18 protein-coding genes, 4 tRNA genes and 1 pseudogene are annotated in these 20,249 nt (G+C 49.1%); 10 read left to right on the forward strand and 13 right to left on the reverse strand.

What is annotated here, in order from left to right; all coding sequences use genetic code 11:
- Positions 1 to 82 precede the first annotated feature (82 nt).
- Both ccmI and P3339_RS15385 read right to left on the reverse strand, forming a co-directional pair.
- The gene (gene ccmI, locus P3339_RS15380) at positions 83 to 1,309 is read right to left on the reverse strand and encodes a c-type cytochrome biogenesis protein CcmI (RefSeq protein ID WP_020414779.1); all 1,227 of its coding nucleotides are present in this window, start codon (positions 1,307 to 1,309) and stop codon (positions 83 to 85) included.
- A complete protein-coding gene (locus tag P3339_RS15385) occupies positions 1,306 to 1,833 on the reverse strand; it encodes a cytochrome c-type biogenesis protein (RefSeq protein WP_245556722.1) in 528 nt (175 codons plus the stop codon). The genes ccmI and P3339_RS15385 overlap by 4 nt, the downstream gene beginning before the upstream one ends.
- Positions 1,834 to 2,008: 175 nt before the next feature.
- On the opposite strand from P3339_RS15385, the gene P3339_RS15390 reads away from it, so the two are divergent.
- The 4 genes from P3339_RS15390 (at position 2,009) to P3339_RS15405 (ending at position 2,905) form a co-directional block, all read left to right on the forward strand.
- Positions 2,009 to 2,084, forward strand: a tRNA-Val gene (locus P3339_RS15390).
- Between the two features lie 48 nt (positions 2,085 to 2,132).
- Positions 2,133 to 2,209: transfer RNA gene (locus P3339_RS15395), tRNA-Asp, on the forward strand.
- A gap of 495 nt (positions 2,210 to 2,704) precedes the next feature.
- Positions 2,705 to 2,780: transfer RNA gene (locus tag P3339_RS15400), tRNA-Val, on the forward strand.
- A gap of 48 nt (positions 2,781 to 2,828) precedes the next feature.
- Positions 2,829 to 2,905 (forward strand) — tRNA-Asp (locus P3339_RS15405).
- A gap of 94 nt (positions 2,906 to 2,999) precedes the next feature.
- Here P3339_RS15405 and P3339_RS15410 read toward each other — a convergent pair.
- The 4 genes from P3339_RS15410 to P3339_RS15425 form a co-directional block, all read right to left on the reverse strand.
- Complete coding sequence (locus tag P3339_RS15410) at positions 3,000 to 3,458, reverse strand: GFA family protein (protein WP_020414777.1); 459 nt, start codon at positions 3,456 to 3,458, stop codon at positions 3,000 to 3,002.
- A 157-nt stretch (positions 3,459 to 3,615) separates the two neighbouring features.
- Entirely contained in the window at positions 3,616 to 4,131 is a 516-nt protein-coding gene (locus P3339_RS15415; RefSeq protein ID WP_282951074.1) for a GNAT family N-acetyltransferase, read from the reverse strand.
- Between the two features lie 73 nt (positions 4,132 to 4,204).
- Positions 4,205 to 4,783, reverse strand: coding sequence for a DUF6363 domain-containing protein (locus P3339_RS15420; RefSeq protein WP_282951075.1), 579 nt, complete (start codon positions 4,781 to 4,783; stop codon positions 4,205 to 4,207).
- Positions 4,774 to 5,091 carry a patatin-like phospholipase family protein gene (locus P3339_RS15425; RefSeq protein WP_282951076.1) on the reverse strand — a complete coding sequence of 106 codons (318 nt, stop codon included), beginning with the start codon at positions 5,089 to 5,091 and terminating at the stop codon, positions 4,774 to 4,776. The genes P3339_RS15420 and P3339_RS15425 overlap by 10 nt, the downstream gene beginning before the upstream one ends.
- 182 nt (positions 5,092 to 5,273) lie before the next feature.
- Between P3339_RS15425 and P3339_RS15430 the strand changes: the two genes are divergently transcribed.
- The 3 genes from P3339_RS15430 to P3339_RS15440 all read left to right on the forward strand — a co-directional run bounded on the left by P3339_RS15430 (position 5,274) and on the right by P3339_RS15440 (position 7,194).
- Positions 5,274 to 5,771, forward strand: a complete 498-nt coding sequence (locus P3339_RS15430) for a PH domain-containing protein (protein WP_282951077.1) — start codon at positions 5,274 to 5,276, stop codon at positions 5,769 to 5,771.
- Positions 5,772 to 5,879: 108 nt separating this feature from the next.
- Complete coding sequence (locus tag P3339_RS15435) at positions 5,880 to 6,623, forward strand: esterase/lipase family protein (protein WP_282951078.1); 744 nt, start codon at positions 5,880 to 5,882, stop codon at positions 6,621 to 6,623.
- Between the two features lie 112 nt (positions 6,624 to 6,735).
- A complete protein-coding gene (locus P3339_RS15440) occupies positions 6,736 to 7,194 on the forward strand; it encodes a GNAT family N-acetyltransferase (protein ID WP_282951079.1) in 459 nt (152 codons plus the stop codon).
- A gap of 23 nt (positions 7,195 to 7,217) precedes the next feature.
- Here the strand turns inward: P3339_RS15440 and P3339_RS15445 are convergent, their stop codons facing one another.
- The 6 genes and pseudogenes from P3339_RS15445 to P3339_RS15470 all read right to left on the reverse strand — a co-directional run bounded on the left by P3339_RS15445 (position 7,218) and on the right by P3339_RS15470 (position 15,892).
- Entirely contained in the window at positions 7,218 to 8,726 is a 1,509-nt protein-coding gene (locus P3339_RS15445; RefSeq protein ID WP_282951080.1) for a PepSY-associated TM helix domain-containing protein, read from the reverse strand.
- A 27-nt stretch (positions 8,727 to 8,753) separates the two neighbouring features.
- A complete protein-coding gene (locus tag P3339_RS15450) occupies positions 8,754 to 9,341 on the reverse strand; it encodes a hypothetical protein (protein WP_282951081.1) in 588 nt (195 codons plus the stop codon).
- 105 nt (positions 9,342 to 9,446) lie between these two features.
- Positions 9,447 to 11,666, reverse strand: a complete 2,220-nt coding sequence (locus tag P3339_RS15455) for a TonB-dependent siderophore receptor (RefSeq protein WP_282951082.1) — start codon at positions 11,664 to 11,666, stop codon at positions 9,447 to 9,449.
- A 431-nt stretch (positions 11,667 to 12,097) separates the two neighbouring features.
- Positions 12,098 to 13,669 (reverse strand): AbgT family transporter, encoded by a 1,572-nt coding sequence (locus P3339_RS15460; protein ID WP_282951083.1) that lies wholly within the window; start codon positions 13,667 to 13,669, stop codon positions 12,098 to 12,100.
- Between the two features lie 95 nt (positions 13,670 to 13,764).
- Positions 13,765 to 14,774, reverse strand: a pseudogene (locus P3339_RS15465) (tryptophan--tRNA ligase).
- 128 nt (positions 14,775 to 14,902) lie between these two features.
- Positions 14,903 to 15,892: a helix-turn-helix domain-containing protein gene (locus P3339_RS15470; RefSeq protein WP_282951084.1), complete on the reverse strand. Its 990-nt coding sequence runs from the start codon at positions 15,890 to 15,892 to the stop codon at positions 14,903 to 14,905.
- A 144-nt stretch (positions 15,893 to 16,036) separates the two neighbouring features.
- Here P3339_RS15470 and P3339_RS15475 point away from each other — a divergent pair, with 144 nt between their 5' ends.
- From P3339_RS15475 to csrA, 3 genes are all read left to right on the forward strand, one after another.
- Positions 16,037 to 16,453 (forward strand): rhodanese-like domain-containing protein, encoded by a 417-nt coding sequence (locus tag P3339_RS15475; RefSeq protein WP_282951085.1) that lies wholly within the window; start codon positions 16,037 to 16,039, stop codon positions 16,451 to 16,453.
- A 101-nt stretch (positions 16,454 to 16,554) separates the two neighbouring features.
- The gene (locus P3339_RS15480; protein ID WP_282951086.1) at positions 16,555 to 17,022 is read left to right on the forward strand and encodes a GNAT family N-acetyltransferase; all 468 of its coding nucleotides are present in this window, start codon (positions 16,555 to 16,557) and stop codon (positions 17,020 to 17,022) included.
- 670 nt (positions 17,023 to 17,692) lie between these two features.
- Positions 17,693 to 17,881 (forward strand): carbon storage regulator CsrA, encoded by a 189-nt coding sequence (gene csrA / locus P3339_RS15485; RefSeq protein ID WP_020414762.1) that lies wholly within the window; start codon positions 17,693 to 17,695, stop codon positions 17,879 to 17,881.
- Positions 17,882 to 18,168: 287 nt separating this feature from the next.
- On the opposite strand, the gene P3339_RS15490 is transcribed toward csrA, so the two are convergent.
- Positions 18,169 to 19,668, reverse strand: coding sequence for a vanadium-dependent haloperoxidase (locus P3339_RS15490; protein WP_282951087.1), 1,500 nt, complete (start codon positions 19,666 to 19,668; stop codon positions 18,169 to 18,171).
- Positions 19,669 to 20,249 lie beyond the last annotated feature (581 nt).

Genomic DNA, 20,249 nt, shown 5'->3' on the forward strand with positions numbered 1-20,249 from the left:
ATACAAGGCGAGAAATTACAGTCCCAGCGCCGGCTCTAAGCGACGGAGAAGATGGGGCCATTAGGCCCCGCATCGCCACCTCTTACAATTTTTGGTCGATGGTAATGGACTGCGCTTTATCCCAACTGGCCTTTGGCAGGGTTTTAATAGTGCCCTGCCAATCCCCAGCTGCCGGACGCGCGTCACCGTGCAGTGCCAGGCGTGCAACCAACTGAACCGACTCGACCGTAGAAATAGAGCGGCCCGGCATCATCGCACGAGATTCATCCAGAACCACCTCCGCAGGCAGCTGGCCCGCGGTCAGCCGCACTATCGCCAGCGGCATTGGGCTTTCAGCACTGCGGGCATAGATAAACACAGGCGTTGAAGCCTCGGCCTCGACACTGCTGTCCAAACTAACCTGGACGCGAATCTCGGGGCCTGCCTTTTCACCAGGGTCCCGGGCAACAACCACCGGCTCACCAGCATCCACCAACGCCTTTTCCGCCCGGGCAACACCCGCAGCAAGGGCTTCAGCAGCGGCCGACCCTGGTGCCAACTGTTGCAGGGCTGCCTGCCAGTACTCCTGTGCTTTACGGTATTCCTTATCCTCGTACGCGGCTATCCCGGCCAACCCCAACGCCGTGCCATTGCCGGGCTGGGATTCAAGGACCTGCCCGACCAACAGGCGGATTTCCTCGGTTATTTTTGAACCGCCAGCGAAAAATAGCGCCTGGGCTAACTCTGCTTTTACAGAGGCCGCCTCAGGCTCCCGCTCCACCACATATCGATAGGCCTCAACGGCACCGACAATATCTCCGCTTACCAGCAACCTTTGCGCCAACACATAACGAGTGCTCAAGTCTTCAGGGTGACTTTCAATACGCGCCTTGAGCTGACTGGTGATTCTCTTCTCAGCTTCTGCGTCTGTCTGCCCCTGCTGGCTAGCCAGAATCTCCCGATAGAGCGCCACCTCACCGGGCCGATCGGATATCATATAAGCTCCAACTGTCACCACCGGCACTACCACCGCCAAGCCGAGCAAAGCGCCCGCACCACGCCTAGTAGGTGCGGAGGCCTGAACCTCTTCCTGAGCACTGAGAAGCTCACGGGCCATTTCCGCCTCAAGTTGGGCAAACTGCTTTTCATCCATAGCCCCGCTCTGCACAGCTGCACGTAACTCACGGGAGCGCTCGCGGTAAAGCTCCGCTAAAGCCTCTTGCTTGTTGCTGCCCGAGCGTTTTGTCCCTGCAGCGCGCAACCCTGGCAATAAGAAGACAAAGGCCAACGCCAGCAAAAGGATCGCCAAACCAAACCAGATATCAGTCATTTGCTCTTCTTCCCACCATCAGTCAAATCACTGGGATCTTCACCCAGCAGTTTCTTCAATTTGCGCCGCTCGTCTTCGCTCAAGGCCCCGCTGTTATCATCCTGGCTCGCACCGGTTCCACTTCGGGAGCGCGTCACAATAATGATCAGCGCTAACAGGCCTATCAAGGCGAATACACCCGGAGCCAACCACAGGGCCAGAGTGTTTTTCTGTACCGGTGGCCGGTATAGAACGAAATCCCCATATCGCGCTACCATGTAGTCAATAATTTCTCTATCTGTGAAACCCTCTTCCAACAGCCGGCGAATCTCACGGCGCAAGTCTGTTGATATCGATGCATCAGAATCTGCCAGGTTTTGGTTCTGGCACTTTGGACAGCGCATCTCTTCAATCAGCACCCGATAGCGTGCTTCCAGTTCCGGGGAGGATAACTTTTCGGTCTCTACCACCGCCTGCACCATAACGGACAGACTCAGAGCGGCCATCGCTAAAAGGATTTGGCCCAGCCAATTCTTTTGTCTCACAGCTTCTCTCACGCTTTATCCATGGGAAATTTGGCTGATTATAACAGCGACACCTGCCATCGGACACGCCCGCGACTTCACACTTAACTGCCTTAACTCATTGAAAGTCAAAAAAAATTCAAGAAAGGCGTTGACGCCGCGGAGAATATCATTAAGATACGCAGCTCCTGACACGGGGTGGTTAGCTCAGTTGGGAGAGCGACGGCCTTACAAGCCGTAGGTCACAGGTTCGACCCCTGTACCACCCACCACTTCTCTTACTCTTGCCAGGCAGGAGCAATAAGGAGAAACAGGAATGCGGACCGGTAGTTCAGTTGGTTAGAATGCCGGCCTGTCACGCCGGAGGTCGCGGGTTCGAGTCCCGTCCGGTCCGCCATATACAAAAAGCCCTGCTCGAAAGAGCGGGGCTTTTTTGTTTGTGATTATTTTTTCTTTCCTTTAATTTTCATCTTCCATTATTAGAACCACACCCACTAAAAACAGACCCCGGCAGATCGAGCAAACCTAACTCCAAGTTAATGGAAGCTTCCCCTCAACAAAGCACAACCCAACCAAAAAAAGGACCGGCAAATTTTTACGATCATTTTCCGCACTTAAAAAACTTGCCGCGCACAGATAAACCGGCCGCTACAAAAAAATTATTCTCCCCGCCAACACCAATTTAATTCCACCCATTAGTACCAGGGCAAGCCCCCAACAAAAAGACAGCAATCATTTACTTTCTGCCAAAAAATAACCAAATAATTTCACAGCAAATATTCTTTAAGCAGAAGTTGGTGCTTTTTTATTCCATTAATTATTTTTAAACCTTTTTCGTAAAAACCTGTTGACCGTGAAAAAAATATCATTAAGATACGCAGCTCCTGACACGGGGTGGTTAGCTCAGTTGGGAGAGCGACGGCCTTACAAGCCGTAGGTCACAGGTTCGACCCCTGTACCACCCACCACTTCTCTTACTCTTGCCAGGCAGGAGCAATAAAGAGAAACAGGAATGCGGACCGGTAGTTCAGTTGGTTAGAATGCCGGCCTGTCACGCCGGAGGTCGCGGGTTCGAGTCCCGTCCGGTCCGCCATATACAAAAAAGCCCTGCTCGAAAGAGCGGGGCTTTTTTGTTTGTGTTTTGTGAAAACACCGAACAATAATTAGCTTATCCAGTATTTCAAATATTAACTTTCGGCCAATTCAGTTTCTGCCTTTTCGAAATCGGCATGTAACAGGCGGGTTAACTCTTCCAGATCTGGCATCTCCGCAAAGTGCTCGCCATTTCCGGCGATAAGATCCCAGGTTGCCTTGGAATCCACGTGCAAATGGGCAACTACCTGACTCTCCAAGCTCCCCTCTATCAATCCTGCGGGAACCCAGAAGTGCGTGGTGTTGCTCATCAGGTGGGGGACTGTACTACCGCAGCCGCTACAAAAGTCTGAGCGATATCCTGTTGGAGTGCGGTAAGAAGAAACCTTGTCCAACCCTCGCACCCAGCGAAACTGATCACGCGCCACAAACATTGCAGTATCTGATGCGGAGCCACTCAGTTTGCGGCAGAGCGAACAATGACACTGATAAAGGCTTGGTAGTGGCTCATCCAGCTGAAACTCGACTGCGCCACAGAGGCACTTTCCATTCATTCCTTCCTCCTTACCATAAGCTGAAATTCAGAGTCTTATCTGAAATCGAAATAGGGTAGCAACAATATCCCATCCCTACCTTAGACTCCTATAACGGCACGAGGAAGTAAATGCCAATTGGTACTCCATCCGACCTTATGGAAACTAAAAGGGCTTCTTATTCTTTAACTAGCGCCGTCAGTACATGGTCCTCCCAGCGCCCATTAATCAACAAATAACGCTTAGCATTGCCTTCAACCACAAAACCAAGCCGACGTAAAAGAGCTGCCGATCGATAATTTTCAGGCATGTAATTTGCCATCACCCGATTTAGCCCCAACTCCTTGAAGGCGAAAGCAATTGCATATTCGCACAATAAGTACATTATCCCCTTCCCTTCAAAATTTTTGTCCACCGCGTACCCCATATTACATGCCTGAAAAGGCCCGCGAACAATGTTGGTAAGAGAACAAGTAGCCACAACCCCGGAGGATTCCGGAAAAGTAATCAGGAAGTATGCTCCTCTCCCCTCCTGTTGCTCCATATGCCAACCCTGTAATCTCTGCTGCCACGCTCCAAGACTATGGTAACCACTCCCCCTGGCTGGCTCCCATTGGCGCAAATGATCCGCGTTACTAGAATAAAAATCGGAGAGTCCCTCAGCATCCTCTATCCTCACCGGCCTAATTTCCATTTCTTCCCCAATTAAAAAAGCAACGACAAGGCTTCATCACTGAACCTTAAAAAACTGCGAAAACAAATCGACCTCAGTCTGCTGCCGATGCAGAAAAGGCGGCGCTCGCCTCACCCCGCAAAAAATGCCACCCTAGCGACCTCCCATCTTGATAGCCCTGCTCAAGCAACTCAGCCTCCTGTGTAAAGCGCTTTACCGGGAAGTCTTCCGGCGGCGCAATGACCGAAACGCGGCAATCTTTTGGGGGAGATTGAATAAAGTCCAAAGCGCGGTTGTAGCGCTCTCCCCTCTCCAGGACAGCTTCAAATAGCCGCGCGTGATCGTGGAAGAACTGCTTAATAAACTTTGGCGCCGCCCCAACCGGTTTGCGGTACCCCAATGGGCGTGACAGCACAACAGTAATATCCCTTGCGCCCTGCTCATAAGCACGAATAACCGGAATGGAGTCGGCAAGCCCTCCGTCTGTCATTGGCTCGCCTTCAACAATGGGAAATTCACGATACGCCATCGGAATAGCGCAGGACGCAGGGAACACTTCATGCATATTCTCTTCCGTCACTCGAACATAATGAGCTTCACCGCTATTGATGCTGGTAGTTACCGCGTAGAGAGGCACTGCATTATCGATATAGCTTTGAATATTTAATGGCACGTCCTTGTAAGAGGCATGCCAAAGCCAACTAATATCGCAAAAATGCCCCCTTTTAGATAACGCCGCCAATCTATAAAGTCCGTACGGCGCGCATGATCAAGCAATATCCGGCGACTTCGCCCGTAATCCCCCGCCAGGTATCCAATCAGGTTTGTCGAGCCTGCAGAGACTCCAATTGCGAAGTCGAAGGGACAGTAATTCGCTTCGATAAAAGCATCCAACACGCCCGCGGCGAATATGCCGCGCATAGCGCCACCCTCCACTACAAGGGCAGATAAAGATTCTTTCTTTGTTAGTTCACTTGCCATAGGTAAACCGCCATAAAAACACAAAATCTCAATACCACACCCGAAAATATGGCTTATGGGTCATAAAATTCTCCAGACCTGCCTCAATATCACCGCTGACTTTGGACAAGGTCTTTGCCAACTTGATTCCACCAGCACTATGATTGGAGAATTCAGGCTATTTGTCCTTAATTGAGTAATTTATGCCATCTGCCGTTTTTCAAGCCCCGTGGAGCCGTCAGTTAAAAATAATCAGCACCATAAGTGCCGCTCTCTTACTGGCCATTCCACTATTCCTGATGACTAAGGCCCCACCCACGCCGTCCCTACTCTTTAGTATCGCTCTTGCACTACCGCCAGCCATACTGCTGCTGGGCGCCCTGTTCATGGTCAGAGGCTATGTCATTCAGAATAACAACCTGTTTGTTCTCCGCCTGGGCTGGAGGACACGAATCCCCTTACAGGACCTCAGAAATGCCTCAGCCGACCCTTCAGCTATGCAAGGATCGATCCGTATATTTGGAAACTCTGGACTATTTGGCTACACAGGCCTCTTCCAGAACAAGAAGTTGGGGCGCTACCGCGCTTTTGCGACCGATCACGACCAGGCCGTAGTACTAAACTTCCCTACCAAAACACTGGTTATCACCCCAGACAGGCCCGAACGTATGGCTGAAATACTTAACCGGCATACTTCCTAGCCCCGCCACACACCCGGCCAGCGGGAAAGCTCAGCTCCTGCGGCATACTTGGCTTTTTTCAGGACGAGCAGCATACTCCTGCAAAACGTAATACGGGTAAGGAAGTAAATGAGAAAAGTTGTTGTTGCGCTGGCACTCGCCTTCGGCGCCCTGTCGGTAAATGCCCACTCCGCCTGCGTTATTTTACTTCACGGCCTCGCCAAATCTGATAGCTCTATGGCCAAGATGGAGCGTGCAATCAGCAATGCAGGATATAAAACGGTCAATGTGGACTATCCTTCCACAAAGTTTCCCATAGAGAAGCTGGCCGGCAAAGCAATCGCACCAGCATTGGATGCTTGCACCGGTGAAAATGAAATTAACTTCGTCACCCACTCTATGGGCGGCATTCTGGTTCGCCAGTATTTGAGCAAAGTGAAAATTGAAAATTTGAACCGCGTGGTTATGCTGGGGCCTCCCAACAAAGGCAGCGAAGTGGTAGATAAGCTCGGTAATTTTCCGGGCTTTCAGTTTGCTTTTGGCGATGCCGGATTACAGCTGGGCACCGGCGCAATGAGTGTTCCCAACAAACTGGGAAAGGCAGATTTTGATGTTGGTATTATCGCCGGGACACGCAGCATTAACCTCCTACTATCGCAAATGATACCCGAAACCGACGATGGCAAAGTTTCTGTCTCCAGCACCAAGCTAGAGGGCATGAATGATCACTTGGAAATGCCTGTTACCCATGTATTTATGATGAAAGATAAAAAGGTAATTTCCCAAGTCCTCCACTATCTGGAGCATGGTGCTTTTGCCAAAAGCAAACAAAACCCAACCCCTGCCAGTCCAGGCAATACAACCGGGAACTAACCGGCTCGGCAAAACTTAAAAATTGGCAATATTTTTTTGCCAAAGGTTATCGTTAACAGCCCAGACTATGAGGGCGAAAAATAAAAACTCTATTTATGAGGGAATAACCAAGATGCAATGGCAATGGTGCAGCTTTAATGAACTTTCCATCAACCAGCTCTATGAAATTCTGCGAGTGCGTCAGGAGGTTTTCACCGTAGAGCAGGACTGCCCCTATCAAGATGCCGATGGCAAAGACCAGCATGCCTGGCACCTGATCTGCTGGGACGGGAACAATGAAAACCCACAAATAAAGGCTTACCTACGCGTTGTATTTCCCGGTGAGAAATATAGTGAACCCTCCATTGGACGAGTACTTACCGCGGAGTCCAGCCGCGGAACAGGACTAGGCAAAGAACTTATTTATCGCGCTGTAAGACAGACACAGAATGAATACCCCAATAGAGGAATTCGTATTTCTGCACAGGAACACCTGGCCCGGTTCTATGGGGAATATGGTTTCGAGAGGGTATCCGACCCCTACGACGAAGACGGCATACCCCATATAGAAATGCTGCGCCCGGCATCGTGACGAATACCGGGCAATTCTCCTCGTTAGTTACTGCCCACAGCGCCGCTCACCGCAGTAGCAAAATTGCTATCGCGGCGACGCACCCAGGTATACAGACAAGAAGCAGCGATACCGGCAGCAGTTAGCAACCATACTGCATTGGCCACCAATGAGGCACGCACAAAAGAGTCTGCACCGAAAATAGAAGCATGCACAATGACCGCCATTAGACATGCGATGATGGTCGCCACTCTCAATAATATAGACCAGCCTGCTACAGTGCCCGCAAAAGCGGCGACCACGCTTAAACTTAACGTGGTTAGCCAGAACACTTTTACTGCCGACGCAGTAAAGGCCAAATAAGTCACCGCGCTCAAGGCTATAGCAAAGGGTATCCCCCAAACCTGGGCCATCCATACACGCTCAAGCCGCACAGCCGGAGCACCTCTCTGGCGCTTGCGCACCAACCAAATATTGATACCCGAAACCACAAGCACACACATGCCAATACCCAACAGGAAGTAGGCAATTTTCACAGGGAATCCGGAGAAATGGCCGAAGTGCAAACGGAAGGTGGAAAGATAGACCTGCTTAGCGCTGTCCCCTTCAGACCATCCCTCCTTCTCAATCAGGCTTCCGTCTGGATTAAAGTGATAGCGCTCTCCCCAAACCAGTCGCTCGGGAACACGAGTCCATATTTCTACCACCTGCCCCTCGCGACCAGGGAAAGCCACCTCCAACCTGGTTCGCTCCTCTTCGGGGGCAATACGCTCCATTTCTGCGAGTACAGCGGCAAAGTCTGGCAGTGAGGTTTCGGGAGCATTTTCTTGCATAACCGGATGCTCACGATACAGGATGTGCTCAACTTTCTCTGTATCCCCATCGTAGAATAGGCCCGCAATTGCAAAGGCTGCAACCTGGGAAAGACCGATAAAGGCACCGGTAATCGCGATGGCCAGATGGAAAGGAGAAGCCCAGACACCAAGGCGGTTATGCAGATCCACCTGCTGCAAGCGCTTTGACCCGGATAGCCGGAAAGAGAATGCATCTTTGATAATTTTGGGGTGCGCGAGCAATCCAGAGACTATCAGGGCCGCCATTAAAACACCTATCAGCCCCACTAGCGGCACCCCCAAACCCAAAGGCAGGTTCAGGGCGAAATGCAAATAGGCTAGAAAGTGTGTCCACTCATGTTTTACCTCCCCCAGAAGAGCGCCGTCCTCGGCAACATAGCGCTCAATATCACCAACCTCGACAACCAGCCGGGGCATATCTGTATTTGGAATAGTGAATTTTACTGAGTCAAACTCTTCATTTTGCTCTTTTGCCAGCGCAATCGCCTGCTCAGCAGCAGTCTGATACACAGACGCAGCCACACTGAGATTTTCCAGTTCGGAGGCCTGCTCCCAGCGTTCAAATTCATTGTAAAAAACTGCGAGTGTTCCGCTGACACAGACAATGTATAAAAGTGTCGATACCGCCAGTCCGAGAACCGAATGCCCATCGGTCATATTTCTTACAAAAGCAGGCGTCGGCTTAAAGGATAATTTCACGTTAGATCCCTACTCAGGTCCGTTTTACTAAGCTGCCACAGCGGGAATGGCAAGTTTCAACATCAGGCCACTGAGCACTGAAAATGCCAGCAGGCCTGCCGAAGGACGCAACAATTTTTTGTCGGCACAAACCCACACCATCGCCAGGGTCCAAATGGTCACCGAAACAAAAGCACCACCAACTAGTCGCCAACTATCAGAGAGGCCGGTAAAACCAAAGAAAAGCAACCCGGCAACGATCCCGCTCACCAAGGGTAAAAATGTGGCACTTAAAAAACGCAAAATGCCCCGCAACCACAATTGGCGCAGGGCTCCGGGCTCTGAAACACCACCCGATCGTTGCTTTTCAATAGGCCGGGGGCCGCTGGGCCATTCACCCCTAACGACAAGTAATGCAAATACGCCGAGCATTACTATTAAGGCGGCAATACTGATCCCAAATTCTGTACCGACTGCCAGGCTCCAGCCAACGGCCGACAAAACCAGCATTGCCCAACCAAGCCAACTACGTAATGGCTGAGCCCCCTTACTGGACCAAGCCGAGTACAAGGAAAAAATACCTGCAAAGGCAAAAACACTGGCTGACCCAGCAACGAAGTAAAAGGAATCTTGCATAACCACCACACTGGGAAATTTCGCTTCCCGGCTGATTGTTAAAACGTAAAAAAGGGAGTCTGCCCACAGACTCCCCCTGTGGACAAACTCCCAGCCTACTCTAACTTAGAAAGTGTAACGTGCCTCAGCAGTTACATAACGGCGCTCACCGTAAAAGCAATCACCGCGGCTCAGGCAAGAAGTCGTGTGAATTTCATCAGTCAGGTTCTTCACATTCAGTTGGAACTTCCAGCTTTCCAGGGTATAGCCGATAGTAGCGTCATACAGGGTGTAAGAAGGATTTTCGGTAGGGAAATCTGCAAAAACATAATCGTAATAAGCAGCCTGCTCGGCATAAGCAGTTACCAACTGCGCATGAACTTTATCAATACCGGTGTAACTGTCACCAACATGACGAGCCCCTACTCCAACGCTTAGACCAGGTACCCACTCACTAAAGTCATAGTTTCCCCAAAGAGAGAATTGCTCCTCAGGCACAGTCTCAATTTCAGTGCCAACCTCAAATGGATCGCTACTCTCTACTATTTCAGTATCCATCTGGCTGTAATTAGCCACCAGTGTCAGATTACCCCACTGCCCACTGGCCTCAAGCTCAAATCCATCGATCTGCGCCTCACCGATTTGTCGATAGGACCTGTCAGGACCGAAAGTTAAGCGATTTTTCTGCTTAATCTCAAAGGCAGAGGCAGTCATCAGGATATTAGTGCCTTCTGGCTGGTATTTAATACCGGCTTCAATCTGCTCCCCTTTCACAGGCTCGTAGGTACCGCCCTGGCTATTCGGATCTGCTAAAACAGCCTCAAAAGATTCTGAATAACTAACATAGGGAGATACACCGCTGTCGAAGGCATACATCACGCCAAATCTTTTTGTGAGTTCCGTCTCTCTCTGCTTGTCGCTAGCCTTCGTAGAAACATTGCTATGGGTCCTAGAAGACAACCTATCTTCACGCAAGCCCAAATTAAAAATAAAGTTCCCAAGGCTAACTTGGTCCTGGAAGTAAATACCTACTTGCTCAGCATTGACATCGGTAATTTCTCTATCCAGCCCTTCCAGTCCCTCTGGCACATAACCATAAACCGGGTCAAAAATATCGATATCACCACCGTAGCCACGGGCTCTTAAAATACTGTTATCGATTTCTGCATTCTGGCTATCAACACCCGCTGAAATCTGATGTTCAAGAGAGCCTGTAGTCAGCTCGCCTGACAAGCGCAGGTCAAAAATCAAAAGGTCGCTTTTCGCATCTTTCATATAGACAGTCCGCGATACTTCACGGAGGTCTTTTTGCAGGCGCAATGCAAGTGTGTAGTCAGCATACATCGAGTTGTAGTCGACATCCCCTTTTGAATAACGGAGGCCCGCATTGATACCCCAGCTATCATTCAAGCGATGATCAACCCACAAACTATAAGCGGTTTGCTCAGTATTGTATTTATCCCAACCCGGCTCACTAATAAATGTGTCAGTCGGGATTTGACCGTTTACATTATCGACAATGGTACCGCCCCAAGGTAGGAAAGCTGCAGTGGTACCGGTCTTTTCTTCCTGGTGATTCACCAGGAAAGTAATCTCAGTATCCGCACTGGGGCGCCAGGAAACGGAAGGCATTAACAGGGTGCTGTCATCATCAACATGATCAACTTGAGCATCGGCATCGCGAGCGTAACCCACTACCCTATAGAGCCACTCGCCATCGCTATCGAAAGCACCTGTTACGTCACCAGCTATAACTTTTCGATCATAGTCACCGCCCTGTACCATCAGCTCACCGCCAAACTCCTCTTTGGGGCGTTTGGATACCAAGTTAACTATACCGCCTGTAGAACCCTGTCCATAAAGTACAGAAGAAGGCCCCTTGAGGATTTCTACACGCTCAAAGGCATACAGGTTTGCACGTGAACCGGTATAACTGCCGAAAGTAGTTTTTAGTCCGTCGACAAACATGATTGGCTCAACAGCACGAACGGTAGACCAGTCACCGCGAGCATCAACGCCAAACAAGCCACCATTCACACCGGCAGAGTACTGCAGGATATCCTGCACAGTTTTAGAGCCAGTTACATCGAAGAAATCTTTATCGCGCAGAGAAATAGAGAACGGCGTCTCATCAACCGGAATATCTTGCTTGCCAATAGAAGTCTGGCGGGACAGGTTCAGCTCGCCGGTTACATGAACTTCTTCAATACCCTCATTCTTATCCTCTGCTGCAAAAGCTGCAGTAGAGCCGCCTGCTGCAATAGCCAATGCCAACAGGGAGTGGCTCAGCCCAGAAAGAATGGGAGAAGAGTTTTGGCGTAAACCTTGGATTCGAGCGGTGCCCATGGATATCCCTCAAAATTCAGTGGAAATATTATCTGCCGCAGCAGCTGCTACCGAAATAAGTTGACGCAGATCTTAATAGGAATCGTTATCACTTACAACATTATTAGAACATTTTTTTACTAATGCGGTCTGGCCCGTGTCCTTATTGCAGGCAAGGGAGCAAACCTGCGCCTGAAATAGATACTCTGGAGGAGCGAGGTGTAGGCACATGGGACCATCGAAATTCAGCCTCGCTCATACCCAGCACAAGCCATGAATTAATCAATATTTTTATATTTAAAAAGATGAATAGAAGGGACTACCTGGCAAACATCAGGTTGATTTTTAGTTGGAGAGAGCTTGGGAAAGAGGCGCCCAAGAACCCGGGCACCTCTGAGTGGAAACTGAAATGATGCATCCCGGGGTGGGTAAAACCACACCGGTGCTACTCATTATGGCGTTGGATAGGTATAGCTGGCTTGCAGCCCCAAAGGCATACCCAGATTCCAGTAAATCACCAGGAATATGGACCAGCAGATCAGGAACACCACCGAGTAGGGCAACATGATAGATACCAGTGTACCAATGCCTGTTCCCTTCACGTAGCGCTGGCAATAGACAACTACTAGTGGGAAGTAAGGCATTAACGGCGTAATAATGTTGGTGGAAGAATCACCTACACGGTATGCCGCCTGGGTCAGGTCCGGAGAGAAACCAATCTGCATCAACATGGGTACAAAAATGGGCGAGAGCAGCGCCCATTTAGCAGAGGCCGAGCCCACAAACAGGTTAATAAATGCCACCAGCACAATAATACCCATCAGGGTAATTGGGCCCGGCAGATTCATGGCAGCCAGCAAGCTGCCTCCCTCTACTGACAACAGGGTGCCTAAACCGGAGCGGGCAAATTCAGAAATAAACAGGGCACAGAAAAATGCCATCACGATGTAGTAAGCCATGGAGCCCATGGTCTTGGACATCGCATCGATCACATCCTTACTTTTACGGAAGGTCCCAGCGGCATATCCAAATACAACTCCAGGGATAACAAACAGTAAGAAGATCAGCGGCACAATAGACTTCATAACCGGCGCGCTAAAGGAGGCCAATTGCCCCTGGGAGTCGCGCAATGCAGAAGTCTCTGGCAACATCCAGGCGATAAGGCCCACAACTCCAGCCACCATGACAGTCACTGCCAGGTACATCGCCTTTTTCTCGCGAGCACCCAGCTCCTGCATTACTGGCATATCTTCTTTGTCCCCATCAATGGCGACATTCTTCAGGCGGGGCTCAATCACCTTATCGGTGAGCCACCAGCCCAAGATAGTTACTACGAGACAGGAAGCCGAAGTGAAGAACCAGTTATTGAGAGGGTTTACTTGAATCTCGGGATCAACAATCTGTGCCGCGGTTTGGGTAAAGCCCTGCAGCAAGGGATCAATGGCCGAAGGAACAAAGTTTGCTGAGAAGCCTCCGGATACTCCGGCAAACGCCGCAGCGATACCTGCTAAAGGATGACGGCCAGCCGCATAGAAGATTACACCGCCCAAGGGGATCACCAATACATAACCGGCATCTACAGCGGTATGGCTGACAATCGCCACCAGAATCAGCATCGGGGTGAGCAGCATCTGCGGGGTCACCGCCAGTAGCTTTTTCAGAACGGCATTAATAAAGCCACTCTGCTCCGCAACGCCAACGCCCAGCATGGCCACCAGCACCACACCAAGTGGAGCAAAGCTCGTAAAGGTGGTCACCATACTGGAGAGGAAGCGAGCCAGCTCCCCACTGGAGAGCAGGTTGGTCACCTGGATTGCCTCACCGGTGGCTGGATGCAAGGTATCGAAACTTACTCCAGACAACATCCAGGACAGCACCCAGATAGCAACCATTAATACGAGGAAGAGTACTGCCGGGTCGGGAAGCTTGTTCCCTACCACTTCAATAAAGTTGAGCGCCCGGTTGATCCAGCCGTTCTTGTTCGCGTCGCCATCCTCTGCAGGGTTAGCTTGAACATTTTCCATAATGAATCCCTGTTGTATCGTTATATTTTTATTAATGCTCTTTTATCTATAGGACGGCTACGGAAGCCATAGCCTCCCAACTTTAATTCAAAACATTACTTACCGATCTTGCGGATACCTACCGCATGGCGCAATTTCTCAATAAACGGAGCAGAGTAAGCGCTCGCCTTAGCCGCCCCTTTTTCAAGCTCTGCTTCAATCTGAGATGGGTTTTCAAGCAGCGTGTTATACCGTTCACGGGCTTCACCGATCTGACCATTAACCAGCTCGAATAGCTGCTTCTTGGCCTCCCCCATGCAATACCCTCTTCAAACGCCTTACGCATTTCTGCGGTTTGCTCTTCAGTAGCGAATGCCTGCCAGATCTGGAAGACCGTTGAAGTATCAGGATCTTTAGGTTCTCCTGGCTCCAGAAGATTGGTCTTGATCTTATTGATGTGCTTCTTCAGTTTCTTCTCAGGCAGGAATAACGGAATAGTATTGCCGTAACTCTTGCTCATTTTTCGACCATCAAGCCCTTGCAATACGGCAACATGGTCGTCCACTACCGCCTCTGGCAGCGCGAAGTGTTCGCCATAATGGTGATTAAAGCGTTGGGCAATATCGCGAGCCATTTCTATATGCTGGACCTGGTCCTTGCCCACCGGCACTTTATTGGCATTGAACATCAGGATGTCTGCAGCCATCAGGATCGGATAGCTATACAATCCCATGGTCACACCGAAGTCAGAATCTTCGCCATCCACACGGTTAGCATCCACGGCAGCCTTGTATGCGTGGGCGCGGTTCATCAGGCCCTTGCCAGTCATACAGGTCAGCAGCCAGGTCAACTCCGGGATTTCATGAATATCGGACTGCCGATAGAATACGACATTGTCTGTATTGAGGCCCAAAGCCAGCCAGGTGGCGGCAATCTCCAGGGTGGATTGATGTACCTGTTCCGGGTCCTGACACTTGATCAGCGCGTGATAATCGGCCAGGAAGTAAAAAGATTGGTTATTCTCGTCCTGGCTGGCGGCGATAGCCGGGCGAATGGCGCCAACATAGTTACCCAGGTGAGGAGTGCCGGTAGTTGTAATACCGGTCAATACGCGCTGCTTGGTCATAAATCCTTTGTTTCCTGTACTGAATTCAGGCAATAAAGGGCGAATCATAACCTGTTCGCGGCTAGGGTTGTATCAACGGAAGGAATCGGCTTCCAGCCAGTAAGCCCCCTGCTCTCATCGCCAAAGACTCACTCCTCTTTTATAACCCCAAGCCTTTCCGGACAGGCAAATTGCCTTTGGTATTGCCCGGGGGATATACCGAAGGCTTTGCGAAAATGGTGGCGAAGGGTTGCGCTACACTCAAAGCCTGCAATTTGCGCTACAAGATCGACACTCTCCTTGCCGGACTCCAGCGCCTTCTGCGCCACCATTAAACGCTGCTGAATCAACCACGCCTTCGGAGCGACTCCCATAGACTGGCGGAATTTCCTATCAAAACTGCGGCGTGAAAGATGAGCCTGCTCTGCCAGGTCCCCCACCATGATGGGTTTATGCAGGTTGGCAAGGGCCCAATCCAGCGCCCCAGCGAAATGGTCTGGCCGCTTGGGAACTGGAGTCTCCACAAACTGGGCCTGCCCTCCCTGTCGGTGGGGAGCCATCACCAAGCGCTTAGCCACAGAGTTGGCAAACTCATGGCCATGGTTGCGACGCAAATACTCTATCCCCAGATCTATTGCCGCCGAGCTGCCAGCCGAACAGGCCAGCGCACCCTGCCAAACATAAAGCACATCCCTCACGTACTCCACATTGGCAAAACGCTGTTTGAAGACATCCCCATAGCGCCAGTGGGTAGTAGCTTGCTTCCCATCGAGCAAGCCAACTTCAGCAGGCAGAAATGAACCCGAGCAGAAAGTCAGGATTTGCCGACCCTCCGCAACGAACCCCTCCAGAGCACCGTACAAAGAGTCCAAATAACGATCTTTGGCCAGTGACGTAGTAGACCAGCAGGGAACCACTAGCAGATCGTAATCCAACAAACTGCTGATCTGCTTACATTGCAGAGACACCCCGCCCACGCCTACCGGGGCTTCTGGGGCAAAGGAGACCACCTCACCCTGATAGAGCTCATCCATACCCGGGCGAGACAAACAGAACAGCTCAGTCGCACAGCCAAGTTCAAACAAGGCAACTTGCCGGTGCACCAGAATCGCTACTCGCTTTGGATCACTACGCCCCATTGGCCCAGCCCCTTTATCAGTCACCACCATACAACACTTGGCTCAAACTTGACGCTATTTGGCGTTCAAGCCAATCGCCTAATTGTCAGCCAAGGAACAAACTATGCACAAGCTTTTATGAGAGTAAGAACCAAGGAGATACTTATGAGCTCAGCTGTAAGCCGCTTCGCCCCAGCCAGCAGCCAACAAGCCCTACTTCATTTTCAGGAATTGCTGGCCTACGAGACCGACTGCTGGGATGTCCACCATGCCATTACCAATGGGCGACGGGATTTTGTTCTGCTGGATGTCCGTGGCGAAGAATCATTCCGGCAAGGCCACATCCAGGACGCTCACTCCCTGCCCCACCAACGTATCAATGAAAAATCGTTATCCAACTATCCAGCCAGCACACTGTTTGTTGTCTACTGTGCAGGCCCCCACTGCAATGCCACAGAGAAAGCCGCTATCAAGCTTGCCAAGTTGGGTCGCCCGGTAAAAAAGATGATTGGTGGTGTTACTGGTTGGATAGATGAAGGATTTCATCTTGTTACAGATAGCGAAACTACCAACGCCGAGTAAGCAAATTGGATCTTGTCTCACCAATTCAGAAATCAAGAGGGCGCAGGACTGCGCCCAAAATCGTCTCCCAAGCTGAATTCCAATAAAGAAAAAAGAGACCAATGCAAATACGTTACGCAATGCCTTGCGATGGTGCCCAATTATTAAAAATGATGCGTGCCCTCGCCAAATTTGAAGGTTACCTAACTGAGTTCAAAGTCAACGAGCGTGAACTGAAAAGCCGGCTATTCGATCAAGCAGATTTCAAGTGTCTAGTCGCTGAAGATAATGGAGTAATTATTGGCTACTTGGCCTTTTACCCCCTGCCATTTACTTATGACTTAACTCCCTGGTTCTGGATTAAGGAACTATATGTAAATGACAGTATGAAATACCGCCGAAAAGGAATAGGCAAATCTTTAATGCAACAACTGATCCATGAAGCCCGCAAGCAGGGTAGTACAAAAATAAAGTGGGAAGTACTTTGCTCGAATATCAATGCGCAAGATTTCTATAAGCAGCTGGGCGCATCTGTAGAACAGCAATGGCAAACCTGGTCCCTTAGTACAAAGGAAGCCAAAATCAACTAACACCTACAAAGAAGCCCTATCAACCGCCACCCAAAATCCCATACAAAAAAGAGCCCTGATATCAGTAAGGTGAGCCACGGAACTGGTTAAGTTAGAAACTATAAATATGCTCACCTTGTGAAAACATGAGATTCCTTTAACCACCTAAAAATCCGAAAAAATAATAGTGCCTGTAAAAATTTAGGCGCACGAATAATCTTATTGGATTTTATTTGGTTTTTATCTGTGTCAAAGCCGCGTAAAATCAATAGATATTTATCAGTATTGCGGCTGGTTATCAAGCAAGCTGTGTAAGGCTCATACCTTAAAGGAGCCTAAAACTTTCACAATGATCCACCCTTCAATAGGAGAGCGGTAACGTGACCTAAGAATAGAGAAAAGGCGCTGACCCAAGGTGCTACCAACACCAGGGGCCAGCTAACCAAATTGATATCGATCCTATCAAGTTGGCTATATGCATAGTACGCTAGAAACCCGCTCGCCTTCAATAAAGTCGAGAATATTCAGCAGCTTGGAGCGACTTCCCAAGCTCCGGGAGCCTAGCGTCCGCCTTTTCCTATTTTGTGCCCACCGCTCCCGCACCCCACCCCTCAAGCCCTCCAAATGTCGACTTCTAAGCTTTTCACCCAAAAGCGCCCACCCATGACTTAAGTATTAACAGGAAATAAAAATGTTGATCTTGAAACGCCGGACTGGCGAAAACCTAAGAATTGGGGCGAATGTCTCTCTCACCGTATTGGAGGTTAACGGTAATCAGGTAAAGATAGGAATACATGCCCCTAAATCCTTATCTGTTCACCGAGAAGAAGTTTATATCCGTATCCAAAAGAAACAGGAGGCAAGCAATAGAAACCGTTGAGAATATGGCCCTCACCGGTTGTATTCTGCGGCAAATTGCCAGTCTTGAAGCAGCTCTATTCGTAACGAGAATCTCATTAAAAAGATAGCTATAGAAATCAGCCGAAGTATCCATGCTGCTTACCCCAACAGAGCAATTGTTCATTTTCCAAATGTAATGTTTCGTGTACCTAATAGAATAACAAGCCAGAATTTTTTTACGCTACCCTTACAACTAAAACGGAATGGAGGGTATAAACATTTATCATATTGATTGATAAATATATCCTCCATCCCAACTTCTACCTGTTATTCACCCGCCACTTTAGAAAGATAAAATTGATAAGCACGGTTTGCAACCTGGTGACCTATCGCCTGGCCCGCCGGAACTGAGGGCTCAAAGTGCACACCTCCCCAAACACGACTATTACCACAGTCTTCTTCAAATGAAGTCCAGGTTGGGAAGTGCAAAGACAAATCGGTTTGTGGTGTTATGCCTGGCTCAATCTGCGAGCTTCCTGCAAACGCTGACACGGTGTAGCCCAATGTATCACCTTGGGGTAAAAAGAGACGGCTTGTTTCAGCATGCGCGGCACAAAAGCTGGCAGAAGCAGACGGATACTCTGGGTGATCAGCAACAGGCAAATAGCTGGTCCACTGACTAGCAGGCAAATCATTTACCGTTCCTTTTCCCACTCCTCCCCAGGCAGTAACAGGCTCGTCTTTATAAATATACCGAACTGCGGAGAAGGGGCGTACGGAATTGTGACGACGCTTCTCCTTCCAAATCGCAATAGCAGTATCAAAGGCAGCCATATTAGTCAGGAAATCGTAATGAATGAAATCCATCAGCGATAAACCCTGAGCCTCCGATGCAAACACAGCAGCAAAGCCTAAGCTGAAGATCTTCATATCAAACAGCTCTGCCTTCATTTTCTGCTCATCAGTTAAGTTAGCTGACGTAGTCAAAACATCATTTACTTGCGCCACGTAACTTGGATAGTTCCATATTTTCGATTTTAGAGGTACCGGCGAAGTGAATTCATCCGGAGACTCATAACTGTATGGCGTCGTCAGCGCTATCTGGGGCGTGACAAATTGTTGAACCCGATATACGCCAGGGCGCTCCATTAAAACTGCTGGCTGCCACTTCGAAGGAAAACGTAATTTATAGGCAGTGTTAGCTGGTTTGAAATTGGTATAATCGGCATAAGGTAAGCGGTGATACAACTGATTACCCTCATTACCCAGCTGATTCATACCGTCATTAACACGCCCTTCCAATACTTTTCTACCGGCATAGTTCCCTATACCAATCGGGGTAGTAGTATCTTCTGAAAAGTTATCAGGATCCAACCCTAACTCAAGTAACAGATTATCCCATTCAGATACCAAGTGTGGGAACAACCCACTCAATACCTTATGAGACGCATAGGAAAGTGCAATATTTAACTCACTGTTATCTGTCGGCTCAGCCATCCGAGCAATATCTGAGTAAACTCCTTTGGCAGTCGGATGATAAGGGGCTGTGGCATCAAACCAAGAGTTGGTAATTAGCGTCGTAAAACGGAGCACTAAAGTAGCGTCATTAGCAGCGGGAGACACTTCAAAAATTGCACACGCCGCTGCAGGAATAATATTCTGCACTGCGACGTTGCAGCTTTCCAGATCTGTAGAGTTACACTTGGGTGGCAATTGAACGTCTTCCAGTTGCGGGCAGGTTAACGCCTGCGCCTGCCAGCTCACAGAAATAAATAATACCCCGACAATCCCTTTTAAAGCCTTTTTATAAATCTTATTTTTAAGCATCGATCTATCCATTTTTACTTGATTAGCGTGTTTGAAAGTCCCCTTTAGGCAACCAAACACGTATTATTAAAATCAGACATACACACTTTAAAGATTCATTAAACTCCCTATACTCTTGCCCCCTTTTTTAAACCAGAAGTGACCACAACGTTCACACTCGGAAAACCCAAACTGAAGATTAATGCTGTTGAAATGTTCATTTGCTGAAGCTTTACAATCAACATACCAACTTGCACCAAAAAAATTTAGTCTCCGCCACCTATGCTCCAAAAACTTAAAAATTATCCATTTGATTTCAATAGTTTTTTGATTAACCTACTCTACGTTGCGGGGTCAGTGAACCCCCTCCTGTATAGAGAATATCCATATTGGCTCTGACACTTGGTATATAATGGTCAAACCTTACAACTATAAAACTGTTGTGACTGGAAAATTCACCTCAGGAACTCCAGCCAAATAAATTCTACTGAAATACAGCCTATTTCTGTAACCAAGTTGCAAACCGAAATATAAGAAAGAATAGTGTTAACTTATTAACTAGAATCACGAAGCCCTTAAAAATATATTATTAATCTTACATC

The sequence above is a fragment of the Microbulbifer sp. MLAF003 genome, assembly GCF_030012965.1.
Lineage (GTDB): Bacteria > Pseudomonadota > Gammaproteobacteria > Pseudomonadales > Cellvibrionaceae > Microbulbifer > Microbulbifer variabilis.